The 14,270-nt window shown below is 35.6% G+C and carries 14 protein-coding genes; all 14 read left to right on the forward strand.

Annotated elements, in window-relative coordinates:
• Nucleotides 1-806 (forward strand): glycosyltransferase (locus ACYVAA_RS19925; protein WP_460545168.1); only part of this gene is annotated, 806 nt, incomplete at its 5' end.
• Nucleotides 799-1,746 carry a glycosyltransferase family 2 protein gene (locus ACYVAA_RS19930; protein WP_460545170.1) on the forward strand — a complete coding sequence of 316 codons (948 nt, stop codon included), beginning with the start codon at nucleotides 799-801 and terminating at the stop codon, nucleotides 1,744-1,746. The genes ACYVAA_RS19925 and ACYVAA_RS19930, both read left to right, overlap by 8 nt.
• Nucleotides 1,743-2,030, forward strand: coding sequence for a glycosyltransferase family 2 protein (locus tag ACYVAA_RS19935; protein WP_460545172.1), 288 nt, complete (start codon nucleotides 1,743-1,745; stop codon nucleotides 2,028-2,030). The genes ACYVAA_RS19930 and ACYVAA_RS19935 overlap by 4 nt, the downstream gene beginning before the upstream one ends.
• Nucleotides 2,031-2,084: 54 nt before the next feature.
• A complete protein-coding gene (locus ACYVAA_RS19940) occupies nucleotides 2,085-2,633 on the forward strand; it encodes a hypothetical protein (protein ID WP_460545174.1) in 549 nt (182 codons plus the stop codon).
• The gene (locus tag ACYVAA_RS19945) at nucleotides 2,630-3,379 is read left to right on the forward strand and encodes an acyltransferase (protein WP_460545176.1); all 750 of its coding nucleotides are present in this window, start codon (nucleotides 2,630-2,632) and stop codon (nucleotides 3,377-3,379) included. Before ACYVAA_RS19940 ends, ACYVAA_RS19945 begins: the two co-directional genes overlap by 4 nt.
• Nucleotides 3,376-4,722 carry a glycosyltransferase family protein gene (locus ACYVAA_RS19950; RefSeq protein ID WP_460545178.1) on the forward strand — a complete coding sequence of 449 codons (1,347 nt, stop codon included), beginning with the start codon at nucleotides 3,376-3,378 and terminating at the stop codon, nucleotides 4,720-4,722. Before ACYVAA_RS19945 ends, ACYVAA_RS19950 begins: the two co-directional genes overlap by 4 nt.
• 23 nt (nucleotides 4,723-4,745) lie before the next feature.
• Nucleotides 4,746-5,957, forward strand: a complete 1,212-nt coding sequence (locus tag ACYVAA_RS19955; RefSeq protein ID WP_460545180.1) for a glycosyltransferase family protein — start codon at nucleotides 4,746-4,748, stop codon at nucleotides 5,955-5,957.
• Complete coding sequence (locus tag ACYVAA_RS19960; RefSeq protein ID WP_460545182.1) at nucleotides 5,954-7,225, forward strand: glycosyltransferase family protein; 1,272 nt, start codon at nucleotides 5,954-5,956, stop codon at nucleotides 7,223-7,225. The genes ACYVAA_RS19955 and ACYVAA_RS19960 overlap by 4 nt, the downstream gene beginning before the upstream one ends.
• A 113-nt stretch (nucleotides 7,226-7,338) precedes the next feature.
• Complete coding sequence (locus ACYVAA_RS19965) at nucleotides 7,339-8,511, forward strand: glycosyltransferase family 4 protein (protein WP_460545184.1); 1,173 nt, start codon at nucleotides 7,339-7,341, stop codon at nucleotides 8,509-8,511.
• Between the two features lie 7 nt (nucleotides 8,512-8,518).
• The gene (locus ACYVAA_RS19970) at nucleotides 8,519-9,802 is read left to right on the forward strand and encodes a hypothetical protein (protein WP_460545186.1); all 1,284 of its coding nucleotides are present in this window, start codon (nucleotides 8,519-8,521) and stop codon (nucleotides 9,800-9,802) included.
• Nucleotides 9,792-10,781 (forward strand): glycosyltransferase family 4 protein, encoded by a 990-nt coding sequence (locus ACYVAA_RS19975; RefSeq protein ID WP_460545189.1) that lies wholly within the window; start codon nucleotides 9,792-9,794, stop codon nucleotides 10,779-10,781. Before ACYVAA_RS19970 ends, ACYVAA_RS19975 begins: the two co-directional genes overlap by 11 nt.
• A gap of 327 nt (nucleotides 10,782-11,108) precedes the next feature.
• Complete coding sequence (locus ACYVAA_RS19980) at nucleotides 11,109-12,278, forward strand: glycosyltransferase family protein (protein WP_460545191.1); 1,170 nt, start codon at nucleotides 11,109-11,111, stop codon at nucleotides 12,276-12,278.
• 33 nt (nucleotides 12,279-12,311) lie between these two features.
• Nucleotides 12,312-12,860, forward strand: coding sequence for an LbetaH domain-containing protein (locus ACYVAA_RS19985; protein WP_460545194.1), 549 nt, complete (start codon nucleotides 12,312-12,314; stop codon nucleotides 12,858-12,860).
• Between the two features lie 552 nt (nucleotides 12,861-13,412).
• Nucleotides 13,413-14,180, forward strand: a complete 768-nt coding sequence (locus tag ACYVAA_RS19990; protein ID WP_460545196.1) for a glycosyltransferase family 2 protein — start codon at nucleotides 13,413-13,415, stop codon at nucleotides 14,178-14,180.
• Nucleotides 14,181-14,270 lie beyond the last annotated feature (90 nt).

Here is a 14,270-nt window from a genome sequence, read left to right on the forward strand (position 1 = left end):
GGATCAATTGGTTTGAGAGAGATGTAGAATCTAAAGGTGCCGCAGTATGTAGAAATATTGGAATAGATAGAGCTAAAGGGGAATACGTTATATTTTTGGATTCCGATGATCTCCTTGCCGAGCATTGTTTACTACAAAGGTTTAGGTTCATGAAAGAAAATCCTAATCTAGATTTTGCAATATTTAAAATGCAATTTTTTAAAGAAAATCCAGGAGATGATAATCGGATGTGGAATGTTCTTACTGAAGAAAATACTCTTCAGCGTTTTTTGAATTTAGATAGTGTATGGCAAACAACGGGACCTATTTGGAAAACCTCTACATTAAAAAAAATTGGAGGCTTTGATGGGAGTTTACAATGTTGGCAAGATGTTGAAATACACATTAAGGCTCTTATTCAGAATTGTAATTTTAAAATATGCTATGATTTACCCTTGGATTGTTATTACCGGAAAGGTTCTGTTAATTCCATTAGCCAATCCAATACAAATTCTTTACCTAAATTAAAGAGTAAAATTGATCTTTTTAATTGGGTATCCGAAAGAATAGATAAAGATAAATATTGTTTGAAACCTATAGTGATACATATTTTAATCAGTACGATTAATGGTCTGCATTATTCTTTGTTTTTTGATTTTTATAGAAAAGTCAATCACCTAATTTCAAGCAATCAGAAAAATAGGATCTTGTTGTTAGCTACATTAAGATTTTTTCGTCTAGCAAGATTAAAGTACCTAGATAAAATATTCGAAACGAACAAAGTGGTATTAATTTCGGGCAGTAATATTGGAAAATTTTATGAATAGGCATCCTAAAATTTCGATTGTCATTCCAGTGAAAAATGGAGCAGCTACCATTGACAACTGTATTCAAAGTATACGAAGGCAAACAATTTATCCTGATTGTGAAATTGTTGTTATTGACAGTGGTAGTACGGATACAACATTAGATCGGTTAGAAAAATACGATGTAAAGCTGATTCAAATCCCTCCTAAATCCTTTAATCATGGTGCAACTCGGAATTTAGGTGTTAAGCATTCATCTGGAGATTTTGTAGTAATGACTGTTCAAGATGCCATAGCTACTGATGAATTTTGGCTGGAGCGAATGATCAAACATTTTCAGGATACAGAAGTGGCAGGGGTATGTGGACAGCAAATAGTCCCACATGATGCTGATAAAAATCCACATGAATGGTTTCGGCCCCAATCTGTTTCAAAAGTTATAGAAGTACAATTTAAAAATAGAGAAGACTTCAATAAATTATCCCCAAAGGAGCAAAGGAAGGTATGTGGATGGGACGATGTAAACGCCATGTATAGAAAATCCGTCTTAGAGCAGATACCCTTCGAATCAGTCGCATTTGGTGAAGATATGTTATGGGCAAAGACTGCTTTATCTCATAGATATAAATTGATCTATGATCAATCTGCTAGGGTTAACCACTATCATTTCCAATTTCCAGAATACACCTACAGACGTGTCTTAATTTCGAGTGTGTTTATTTACAAGTGTATTGGGTATGCTACACCTCAAGTATTTACAAAAAGAAATTATGGTTTAGTACTGTATAGAAATTTCCGTTGGAGATGCCATCCAAAATGGATTTTGCATAATTTCAAAATCATCTATAACCATAGAAAGGCTACAAAGAAGTTTTTATTTGCGATTGAGACCAATTCTATAAAGGAGTTGGAGAAATCATTAGCATTAAATGTTCCATTAGGAAAACAGAATACTCAATGACCGAGAATGTATTGAAAAAGGAACCCTTGGTATCAGTATTGATGCCAGCTTATAACAGTGAGGCTTATATAGGCATAGCTATTCAAAGTGTCATTGATTCCACTTATCAAAATTGGGAATTGATAATAACTGATGACAATTCCACGGACAATACCTTAGAAATAGCAAGATCATTTGAAAAGAATGATGACCGAGTTAAAGTAATATTGAATGATAAAAATTATGGGGATTACCCGAATCGGAATAAAGCAGCTTCCCATGCGCAAGGAAAATATCTAAAATAAGTCGATCACGATGATTTTATTTATCCTTATGGTTTAGAACAATTGGTGTATTACATGGAGCAGTTTCCTGAAGCTGGGTATGGTCTATGTTCCTTGCCTCAAAATAAAGTAAGTATTTATCCATTTGAATTAAGTCCGGAAGAAACTTATAAAATGAATTTTTTTGAAATGGAATTATTCCACAAGGCGCCATTGTCAGCAATAATTAAGAGGGATGCATTCATTTCTGTAGGTGGATTTACTGGTAAGCCATTCTTAGGTGATTTTGAATTTTGGCAAATATTGTCCCAACGATATTCGGTGGTTTTAATGCCAGAAGGAATTGTTTGGTATCGAACACATTCAAGTCAAGAGAGTAAGCGAATGGCTGTTAATCCTATGAATAATTTTATGTACCTGGTGGTAGGTAAAGAACTAATAAATTCTTTAAAATGTCCATTAAGGAAAGAAGATCAACAACGTGTTCTTAAAGAATATGAAAAAAAACAAGCAAAAGCTATCCTATCCGCGGTAAAACATCACTCAATTAAAAAAGCGCTTGAAATGAAAGACGCAAGTCAACTTTCCATGAGGAAAATTTTAAAAAGAATATTAGCAAAATGATTCAAATATTTAGTCTGCTATTTCTGGATTGTCTTAGATCTCTTAGCAGAAGGCTATACTGGCTTTATAAGCTTAGTTTATCCGAAATAGGGAAAGGAACTAAAATAAGGTTCCCCGTAATTATAGAGGGAAAGGGAACTTTTGTATTTGGAAACAAGGGGTTTATAGATTCGTGGTCCAAAATTGGAGTAGCTAAAAACGGTAGTTTAAATTTTAAAAACAAAATCCACCTAGAATCAAATACAACAATTCTTGTAAATGAGAATGGTTGTATTAACGGAGGAGATGAATTTAAATTAGGAAGAGGAGCTAGGATTTTTGTTCAAAATGAGTGGCAATTTGGCAATAGAGTAAAGATTGAAACGAATTGTGCTATTTTTTCAAGAGAACATGGGTATTATGGAAAGTTACAAATAGGGGATGGAACTCATATCGGTGACGGAACAATAATTGACGTTACTGATAATGTTTATATCGAGAGTGAGGTTGCTATTGGACCAAACTGTACCATTTATACTCATGATCATGATTACAGCCATAAAGATAAAGCGGCTTGGAAGGGAGGAATTGTTACCAAGCCTGTAATTATTAAAGATGGTGCTTGGATTGGATCAAACGTGACAATACTTCCAGGTGTATCAATAGGAAAAAGGGCTGTAGTGGCAGCAGGAAGTGTTGTTACTAAGGATGTGATGTCACAAACAATTGTTGGAGGAGTACCTGCAAAAATTATTAAGGAAATATGAAAAATATTTTATTTATAGCGTATCAATTTCCTCCTTTAAATGTAGGAGGATCAGCACGACCTGCAAAATTTGTTAAATATTTAAAGGACAATGGAATTCAAGCAACTATTGTAACATTGCATCCTGACAGTTATGAAAATGTTTATTCCAATCCAAAAAGAGATAGCAATTTATTGAATAGCGGAGACGATAATACTAATATCTTACCTGTTCAATCAGAGGACCTTCAAGTCCGAAGGAAAAATAAAGTAAGGAACTTTTTTGATATATTTTTTAATCATTATAGGGGCAATGAAAAGAAATTCTGGAAATATAATTATCATAGGCAAGTAGACGGTTACCTAAAAAAAAATAAAGTTTCTGCAATTGTTGTTACTGCTCCGCCCTTTGGGGTCTTGTCGTTGGCTGTTGAAACCTCAAGAAGATATAATCTCCCCCTAATTGTGGATATGAGAGACCCATGGACGATGTGGACAATAGCTCCATATAGTACGTATTTTAATTTCTTGAGATCAAAATGGGCAGAGAGAAAAGTATTTAAGCATGCAAAAAAAATAATAGCAACTTCTGAGGTAACTATTACCGATTTTAAACAGTTACATCGTAATATTAATCCAGGAAAGTTTGAATACATTCCAAATGGATTTGATATTGATGTGGAAATTGGTGATATACATTTTGTTCCAAAAGATAAAATAACCATTGGCTACGTGGGAAGTTTTTACTATTCGTCTGAAAGCCGGAAAGAAATTATGCAGCCATGGTGGAAAAAGAGAGGACACAGAAAATTACAATATGTCCCTAGAAAGGAAGATTGGTTATATAGAACTCCGTACTTTTTTTTCAAATCGTTACAAAATTTATTTGATCAAAACCCCATTCTAAAAGATAAAATTGTCGTAAAATTTGCAGGAAATAAAAATGATTGGTTTGATGAAATGGTTGAGGAATTCAATTTGAAGGATAATATAGAACATTTGGGGTGGGTTTCTCATAAGGAATCTTTGAAATTTCAACAATCATGTGATTTTTTATTGCTCACATCTTCGAAAGTTTTGGAAGGGAAGGATTATAGTATTGCGGGTAAAACTTTTGAATATTTTACCATACAAAAGCCAATATTGGCTTTTGTGGCAGAAGGAGCTCAAAAAGATGTGTTAGAATTATCTCAATTAGCTTATTTATTCTCTCCAGATGATGTGGAAAAGTCATCTGAAATGTTAAAGAAGGTATTTACAAAGCCAAGTAAACTACAACCCAATAAAGAGTATATCAATTCGTTTAAAGTCAAATATTTGACTGAGCGTTTTGCGAAGGTGATATCAGGGGTGATTGAAGACTAGGAAAATTATAACTTTTAAAAAGCTTGAAGCACATCTGTATTTTTACTCAGTCTCCATTAACTAAAGCTCCAAGAGTAGTTAAGGAAGCGAATGTATACGCCAAAGCTGGACATAATGTAACGGTTTATGGTTTATGGTATCATAAAGAAATTGTTGAGGCTGATCTAAAATTACTTCATTCAAAAGTAAAATATAAGCCTGGAATTTTACTTTTTCCAGTAAAAAGCCTTAAGTCTCAATTAATACGTTTTAAGAGGCGAATAGGGAGAGAATTGGTGAGGTATGGGAATATTCAAAACACTTATTCTTTAGGCTATGATCATAAATCTTACCTAAGAAAGTTAGAGCTTGAAAGAGCAGACCTGTACATAGGCCATGAAGAATTAAGTATGGCCTTGGCTAAATCATTGATAGAAAAAGGAAAAAAGGTTGCTTTTGATTTTGAAGATTGGCATTCCAAGGATCTTTTGCCAAAAGATAGAAAGTACAGACCAATTAAACTTTTAGAGTCCTTGGAGGCTTTTATTTTGAAAAATGCCACATATTGTTATACAACATCTGAGGCCTTGGCAGAGAACATGGCGAACTATCATGCATCGAATATCCCAGAAGTCATTTACAATAGTTTTCCAGCGGAGGATAGGGAAAGATGTGATGGTTTCAATAAAGATATAAAATATGAAAATACTCCATCCTTGTACTGGTTTTCTCAAATGATTAGCGAGGGAAGGGGATTGGAATCTTTTTTTGAGGGACTTCGGTGGGTGAAAACACCATTTCAACTACATCTTCGAGGCAATGTAAATCAGAGTTATAAGGAATATTTATTTTCAATAGTTCCTCCACACATTAAATTATATGTTCATGATTTGGTTCCTCATAATGAGTTGATCTCTAGGATATCAGAACATAGTCTTGGCTTGGCTATTGAAGAAAATACACCCGAAAGTAGAAACTGTACCATTACCAATAAAGTCTTCCATTACTTACAAGCGGGAATTCCAATTTTGGCCACCGAGACAGCGGGACAGTTAGAGCTTGCAAATAAGTTTCCAGATGCGATTAAAATAGTGAATAGAGAGCCAGTGGAAATAGCAAAAACCTTGGATTATCTATTCTCAAACTCTTCCATACTGGGGGAAATGCAAAAAGCCAGTTGGGAAGCCGGTAATGATATTTCCTTTGAAAATCAATCTAAAAAACTACTGGATTTTGTAAATAAAGTTATGCAATGAAAAAAGTATTGATCATCAGTCCCCATTTTCCTCCAGTTAATGCAGCTGATATGCATAGGGTAAGGCAAGGACTTCCTTACTTTTCAAAGTTTGGATGGGAACCTACAATACTTTATGTGGATGAAAATAGTGTAGAGATGTCTAAGGATCCACTATTAAAAGAATCAGTCCCTTCTGATATATTATATCATAAAGTAAAAGCCTTTTCGACAAAATATACCAGAAAACTGGGGTTGGGAAACTTGGGACTAAGAGCTTTTTTTCAATTACTATCAAAGGGAAATCAATTACTGAAAGATGAAAAATTTGATTTGGTTTATTTCAGTACCACGGTTTTTGCCTGCATGCCATTAGGACGTATTTGGAAAATGAAATTTGGGGTGCCTTATGTAATTGACATGCAAGATCCTTGGCGAAATGATTATTATCTGTCTGTTCCAAAAGAAAAGCGCCCACCTAAATTTTGGTTTGCTTATAGACTGGATAAATATTTGGAAGCCTTTACTATGCCAAAGGTAGATGGACTAATTTCAGTTTCAAAGGGATATGTAGAAGAGCTTGGAAAAAGATATGATAATATTTTAAAGACGCCATATAGGGTACTAACGTTTGGTGCCTACGAAGGGGATTTCGATATCGCAAAAATGGCTAAATCGTTGGACAGAATTTTGCATGAAAAAGATGTGGTGAACTTTATATATATAGGAAGAGGAGGAAAAGATATGAAGGATAGTCTAGAGTTACTTTTTCAATCTTTTAGTGAATTACTGGATGAGGATGATAAATTTAAAAAGTGTAGGTTTTGGTTTATTGGTACAAGTTATGCTCCCGATGGAAAAGGAGAAAAAACCATTGAACCGATAGCAGAATCTTTTGGTGTGGAAAGTTATGTAAAAGAAATTACAGACAGATTACCTTATTTTAATGCATTGGCGACACTCAAAATGGCCGATATTATTTTGATTCCTGGGTCAAACGACAAAAATTACACAGCTTCAAAACTGTATCCTAATATTTTGGCTAAAAAACCCTTATTGTCCGTTTTTCACTCCAATAGTAGTGTAGTCAATATCATGGAAGAATTAGAGGCAGGCGAAGTCATTTTGTTTGATATGGAAAATGCCCTTGAAAACCTTAAACGTCGGCTAGATTTGATGGTTGATAATATACCCTATTCGCCAAATACCAATTGGGATAAATTTTATAAATTCACTGCGGAGAATATGACGAGAGAACAATGTGAGTTTTTTGATCTAGTTGTTTCTTAAATAATGAAGAGGCAATGAACAATTTCCTTTTAAAAGAATAATTAGGAAATTGCATAGGAAATTTTACAAACCTAAAATTCAAGGGTTTCTTCAAATGATATGTCTAGTTGAAAATGTCTAAGAGGTTAGCTATAGTTACAACTCACCCCATCCAATACAATGCACCCTGGTTTGCAAGGCTTGCTAAAAAAGAGGGTATTCAATTAAAAGTATTTTATACTTGGTCCCAAGCAGAGCAAAGTGTAAAAGATAGAACCTTTGGTAAAGCGATAAGTTGGGATATTCCTCTTTTGGAAGGATATGATTATAGTTTTGTGAAAAATGTATCAAAAGAACCTGGTTCTCATCATAAAAATGGTATTATTTGCCCGACTTTAATACGGGAATTAACTGATTGGAAACCTGATACAGTCTTGGTATTTGGCTGGTATTTAAAGAGCCATTGGGATGTGATGAAGTATTTTAAGGGGCTTATTCCTGTTTGGTTTCGCGGAGATTCCACCCTGCTGGATGAAAAATCAGGCCTAAAAACAATCTTAAGGAGAGCCTATTTAAAGAGGGTATACAGACATGTAGATAAAGCATTATATGTTGGCCAAGCGAATAAAGCTTATTTTTTAAAACACAGCTTAAAACCCGATCAGTTGATTTTTGCGCCCCATGCCATTGATAATGATCGCTTCAAAGGTGAAAATGCTGAGTTTGAAAAAAGAGCGAAGGAATGGAGGCAAGAACTGGGTTTCAGTGCGAAAGAAATAGTAATATTATTCGCTGGAAAATTAGAGCCGAAAAAGCAGCCAAATATATTGATTGAAGCGATTAAGAAATCAAATCTTTTAAGAAGTGAACCATTGAAGTTGGTACTTTTGGGAAGCGGGCCATTGGAAAAAGGATTAAAAGAATTGGCCAATGGAGATGAAAATATAGTCTTTCTCCCATTTCAAAATCAGTCAATGATGCCAATTGTATATCGTTTAGGGGATATATTATGTCTGCCTTCCAAGGGGCCTGGCGAAACTTGGGGACTAGCTGTCAATGAGGCCATGGCTTGCGGACGTCCAGTAATTGTGAGTGATAAAGTAGGTTGTAGTCAAGATTTGGTAAAGCAAGGAGAAAATGGTTTTGTTTTCCCGTTCAATAATCCAGGACGATTAAAAAGCATTTTAGAATTATTGAATAGGGATCACTTAATGTTAATGGGAAAAAACGCTAAAGTAGGTATAAAGGAATGGCATTTTGATCATTTGATATCATCTATTGAAAAAGAATTGTTGAAAACTAATTAAGAAAGAATTGGAATTTTGGACTTACATAGGCATAATCGCTGTGGGTTTTGTTGGGGTTAAGTTTGTAAAACAACTTGGTACAGGGGTTCCTATATTGGAGGTCATGCTACTTATTGCAGGCTTACAATGGATTATTGGGCCGACCATTGAGTATATGACTCCATCTTTTCATTACCGTTATTATATGTATGTGCCCCAAGGTGAGTACATGTCCTTTGTAGTCCCCGCCTATTTAGCTTTTACTGTAATAGTGCTATGGCAATTAAAAAGAATACCCATTAATAGTTTGCCCATTGAAAGTTTGAAGAATTATGCAGATTATGGACTTGTGATTTTTTGGGTAGGTGTGGCGTTCGACTTATTGGGGAAGTTTTTACCGGGAAGTTTAGGCTTCTTGGCTTTTATTCTCTCCAATTTTAAGTATGTGGGCGCAATCATCCTCTATTTTTCAGAAAGGAAAAGACACCGAAACTTTTTCTATGGTGCACTATTGTATTTGTTTATAAGCTCATTAGCAAGAGCCATGTTCCATGATTTGATACTATGGTCTATGTTTTTCTATATGTTTTGGGCCGTTAAATATAAGCCAAGTATTAAAACCATCTTGCTAACCTTTTTAGCATCAGTTTTTTTATTAACGACATTACAAACGATTAAGGCAGCCTACAGAGCAGAGATATGGTCTGGATATTCGGGTAATAAGGTTGAGTTGTTTTTGACTTTGATGGGGGATGCTATTTTTTCTGGGGGTACTAATACACAAGAATCTGATCAGGAAGTAAACAACAATGTACGTTTAAATCAAGGATGGATTATTAGTGCTATAATGGATAATATTCCGGGTAGCCGTCCATATTTTCAAGGAACGACCATAACTGAAGCCGTATTTTCAAGTGCATTGCCACGATTTTTAAATCCCAATAAGAAGGAAGCTGGTGGCCAAGAAAATTTTAAAGAGTTCACTGGGTTGTATCTGTCGAATAGTACTTCCATGGGCATCAGTATCATTGGGGAAGCTTATGGTAACTATGGTGTTTTTGGAGGAATCTTATTTATGGCGTTTTGGGGATTGTTTTTAGTGAAAGTATGGTTATGGCTTTACAATAAAGGGTATTCGAATGTACTGTTTATCGCTTTTCTGCCCCTAATCTTTTTACAAGTTATCAAAGCGGAAACCGAGTTGGTAGTGGTTTTAAATCATCTCATAAAGTCCATAATTGTAATCTGGCTGTTTTTCGAATTTGCCAAAAAATTTCTCAACTGGAACCTTTCTCTTACTTATGAAAATTGATTTTCTTTTTCGTAAACGCCTGCCCCAGTACCATAGTATAGAGGAGCTGTTTTCGGGAATTATAAGAGGCTTAAGACCTATGATGGAAGTGAGGCAGGTGGAAATGCCTTATTCAGGAGGAGGTCCGGGAGTGCTTTTTCAAAATTTAAAAAGCTTTAAAAAGGAACAAATGCATATTTCCCATATTACAGGAGATATTCATTATATGAGTTTGGTGACTGGAGGAGGGACGGTATTGACCATTCACGATATTGGGTCTGCCTTTTCCGGAAATTTTTTTAAAAAATTGTATATCAAGGTATTTTGGTTTTGGTTGCCGGCTATTTTGGTCAGGCGGATTACGGTTATTTCGGAATTTACCAAAGAGGAATTGACCAAAGTAATACCATTTGCCAAAAGGAAAATAAGGGTGGTACCCAATCCTGTCAGCTCTTTAATCAGGTATAGCTCCTATTCTTTTAATACAGATAAACCTAAGGTATTTTTGATAGGGACGAAGCCGAACAAAAATCTGGAGAGAACGCTACAGGCCTTGGCTGAAATTGATTGTGAAGCCATGGTGTTGGGGAAGCTGTTGCCTGAGCAGGAAGCATTGATTGCAGATTTGCCCTTTAAGGTGACCAATAAGATAGGCCTTTCTTATGAGGAGGTATTGGCTTGTTACCGTGATGCAGATCTGGTATGCTTTGCTTCTACCTATGAGGGCTTTGGCATGCCCATCATTGAAGCACAGGCAACGGGAAGGCCGGTTATCACGGCTAATTTTGGAGCCATGGCGGAAGTGGCAGGAGAGGGAGCCTGTTTGGTAAACCCTTTTGATGTGGGAGCTATAGAAGAAGGGATCAAAAAAATCATAAAAGATGAGGGCTACAGGAACGAACTTATTGCCCTTGGTTTAAAAAACAGCGAGCGGTTTAAGATGGAAAGGATCTTGGAACAATATATGGAGGTGTACAAGGAGGTAATTGGGGAGAATTAGATAGGTAATATTTTATCTGATGTTACAATACATGATTGTACGCAATTTTGCCAGTAGCTTTATTATTTATAAAGTGTTTCCCGTAGAACTCGCAGATCAACTCAGATTCTTTGTAATTGAGGATAATTATTTTATCTGATTATCGGCATTGTTACCTCAAGTGAAATTTTCAGATAATTCATTGAGTTTCTTTGAATCAATTAAAAATTAATTCGTGCTAATCCGTGTAATTCGTGGACACTTTCTTGATATTTTTGTTTACTTCCACAGTTGCGGATAATTATTATATTTCTTTACCAGTATGAAAACGGAAAACCATAAGCAATAATGGAACAAAAGGCCAAGCCAACCATCTTGATAATGATCGACTGGTTTCTACCAGGAACGCGCTCGGGTGGACCTGTCCGTTCTTACGCCAATCTTATCGCCCATTTAGAAGAAGAATTTCATTTTAAGGTGATAACCAGGGATACGGATTATTGTGAGGAAGTTCCCTATCCCAATATCCAAGCCAATGCCTGGAATCCAATCAGTCCCAATACCGATGTATACTATATTTCAAAGGAAGAACTGAATGGGAAGACCATAAAGAAACTTATCCAAACCACGGAGCACGATACTTTATACATTAATGGAGTTTATTCCCGTTTTTTTTCCATACTTCCCCTAAGGTATGCGGACAAAAAAAACAAAAAGGTGATTGTCGCAGCAAGGGGGATGTTAAACCCGCAGGCATTTTCTGTTAAAGCCAAGCGAAAACGGCTTTTTCTGAACATAGCAAAATATCTGGGGCTGTATAAAAATACTTACTTTCATGCCACCAATGAGGAAGAAAAGGAATACATTTCATCCATTAACAATAAAATAAAGGTACTGGTAGCGCCTAATCTCCCGAGGAAGACGGTACAGCAGAAGAGTGAATCCAAGCCTTGTTTGGAAGAAGGTATTAAGCTAGTCTCTATAGGACGTATAAGCGTAGAAAAAGGAACATTAAAATTATTGCAATCACTTGCTGGTATCAATGCAACTGGGAAAAAAGTAGCACTGGATCTCTATGGACCTATTTATGATGAGGCCTATTGGGAAAAATGCAAACAGATCATTACTCAGCTTCCCTCAATGGTAAGGGTAAACTATAAGGGAGCAGTGGAGAGTGAACTTATACCGGAAATACTCAAGTCCTATCATTTTTTTACCTTATTTTCTGAAGGAGAGAACTTCGGACATGCGATTTTGGAGGGACTGTCGGCCGGCTGTCCGGTAATTATCTCTCAAAATACACCATGGAAGGGGTTGGAACAGCATCAGGTGGGATGGGATATTGATACCTCCGATATTACCAATGGTACTGGAGTATTCAACAAGTTAGCTCTGATGGACATGAAAGAATATCAAGTTTGGTCTCAAAATGCTTATGATTATGCCAATCAGTTTTGTGAACAACCTGAATTAATAGCGGCCAACAAAAAACTGTTAAGCTCCTTGTCAAAACCATAGGAGAGTACTTTAAGTGGACTAGTAACTGAAAATATGCATTCAGATTTAAGTTTATACAATAATGACTGGTACAAGCCGGGCGGTAAGTTGAAAATAGCACTTTGGTACTTTATCAATTTGCTGTTTTTTGTTAATCCCTATAATCCCATTTCGGGAATTAAAGTGTATTTTCTCAGGCTTTTTGGGGCCAAAATAGGCAAAGGTGTAGTGATCAAACCAGGCGTGAACATAAAATATCCGTGGTTCTTGTCCATTGGAGACCATGTTTGGATTGGCGAGAAAGTATGGGTCGACAATTTAGCTCAAGTAGTTTTAGGCAATCATGTATGTATTTCCCAAGGGGCTATGTTGCTTTGCGGAAACCATAATTATAAACAAAAAAACTTTGATTTGATTGTTGGAAAAATAACCATCGAAGATGGGGCTTGGATAGGTGCCCAATCGGTGGTTTGTCCTGGCGTGACATGCCGTTCACATTCGGTATTGGCCGTGGGGTCTGTTGCTACGAAAACATTGGATCAATATACCATTTACCAGGGAAACCCAGCTATTCCGGTAAGGGAGAGAAAGATAGGAAGTTAAAAGGGCTAAGCTTATTGCTCTCTTATAATTTGTGGAGGAAGTTATTGGCTGATCATTGATCGGACATTCGAAGTCTTTTGGAATATCCTCAGAAAATTGGAGTAGACTGTATGCGTATCAATGAATTAAAATTATAAAATCTAGATATTTACTGCACATTGAATCTACTCAATTCAGCTAATTCTGCGGGAAACTATTTACCAATCGTATCATCTCGGCTTAAACACCTGCTATGATCTTTCTGTAATTTGCTAAATGATTATAACGACAATAAAAAGCATTATGTTTTCGATTTTATGTTTTTCTTTTACAGAAAAGTTCTTAATACGCTTATTTTTGTTTAAATTTCCTAATACTTCTAAGTAGCTATTTATAGTTATTGGCATCAGCTTAGTTTTAGTGATTGGAAAGAAAGATATATTTGACCATTAACTTAAAGGTTATAAACTTTTCTTTGAATAAATAAAACCCTGAAAATACCCTAGACTCCTGCTTTTTAAAATTAAAAAGTAGCTAAAGATTATTTATTTATCGCTTTTTATAGAAAATCCTATGAAAATTTCTATTGTAACAGCATGTTATAATTCCGCCAATACCATACAGGATACCATTGATAGTGTTTATTCACAAAATTACAAAGATATTGAATACATCATTATAGATGGGGGATCGAAAGACCATACGGTGAATATTATCAAAGCCAATGAGAATAAAATAACTAAGTGGATATCGGAACCTGACAAGGGGATTTATGATGCCATGAACAAGGGAATAAAAATGGCCACAGGAGATGTGGTGGGAATCATCAATTCGGATGATTTTTATCACCGCCCGGATGCCATCTGCAATATCATTGAGGGTTTCAAGTCCTCGGATATACAGTGTGTCTTTGCTGATGTACGTTTTGTGAATCCGGAAAATTTGGGGAAGACGGTTCGATACTATTCTTCAAAGAGGTTTAATTTAGGGGCCTTTTCCTGGGGCTTTATGCCCGCTCACCCTACTTTTTTCACGTATAAAGAGAACTTCGAAAAATATGGCTATTATAAAACCGATTTTAATATTTCGGCTGATTTTGAGCTCCTGGTCAGGTTTCTGTATAAAAATAAATTGAGTTACAAGTATTTACCAGTTGATCTGATGAAAATGCGTACGGGTGGAGTAAGTACCCAATACCTGAAAAGTAATTTGACAATTAACAGGGAGAACTTAAGGGCATGCAGGATGAATGGATTGCAAACCAATTATTTCCGTCTGTATTCCCGTTATTTTCGAAAAATTTGGGAATTTATACCTACTTTAGGAATAGGCAAGCGGTAAAGTATAAATAGGAGATTTTTAATAATATATATCCGCAAAAACATCACAATCTTTAAATCTTAAACCATTTTTGAAGGAGTTAAAGAAACC

This window comes from Echinicola sediminis (assembly GCF_054777495.1).

Excerpts from the sequence above, each read along its gene's own strand:
- ACYVAA_RS19930 (WP_460545170.1), top strand. The coding sequence starts at position 799 with ATGAATAGGCATCCTAAAATTTCGATTGTCATTCCAGTGAAAAATGGA.
- ACYVAA_RS19935 (WP_460545172.1), top strand. The coding sequence starts at position 1,743 with ATGACCGAGAATGTATTGAAAAAGGAACCCTTGGTATCAGTATTGATG.
- ACYVAA_RS19940 (WP_460545174.1), top strand. The coding sequence starts at position 2,085 with ATGGAGCAGTTTCCTGAAGCTGGGTATGGTCTATGTTCCTTGCCTCAA.
- ACYVAA_RS19945 (WP_460545176.1), top strand. The coding sequence starts at position 2,630 with ATGATTCAAATATTTAGTCTGCTATTTCTGGATTGTCTTAGATCTCTT.
- ACYVAA_RS19950 (WP_460545178.1), top strand. The coding sequence starts at position 3,376 with ATGAAAAATATTTTATTTATAGCGTATCAATTTCCTCCTTTAAATGTA.
- ACYVAA_RS19960 (WP_460545182.1), top strand. The coding sequence starts at position 5,954 with ATGAAAAAAGTATTGATCATCAGTCCCCATTTTCCTCCAGTTAATGCA.
- ACYVAA_RS19965 (WP_460545184.1), top strand. The coding sequence starts at position 7,339 with ATGTCTAAGAGGTTAGCTATAGTTACAACTCACCCCATCCAATACAAT.
- ACYVAA_RS19975 (WP_460545189.1), top strand. The coding sequence starts at position 9,792 with ATGAAAATTGATTTTCTTTTTCGTAAACGCCTGCCCCAGTACCATAGT.
- ACYVAA_RS19980 (WP_460545191.1), top strand. The coding sequence starts at position 11,109 with ATGGAACAAAAGGCCAAGCCAACCATCTTGATAATGATCGACTGGTTT.
- ACYVAA_RS19985 (WP_460545194.1), top strand. The coding sequence starts at position 12,312 with ATGCATTCAGATTTAAGTTTATACAATAATGACTGGTACAAGCCGGGC.
- ACYVAA_RS19990 (WP_460545196.1), top strand. The coding sequence starts at position 13,413 with ATGAAAATTTCTATTGTAACAGCATGTTATAATTCCGCCAATACCATA.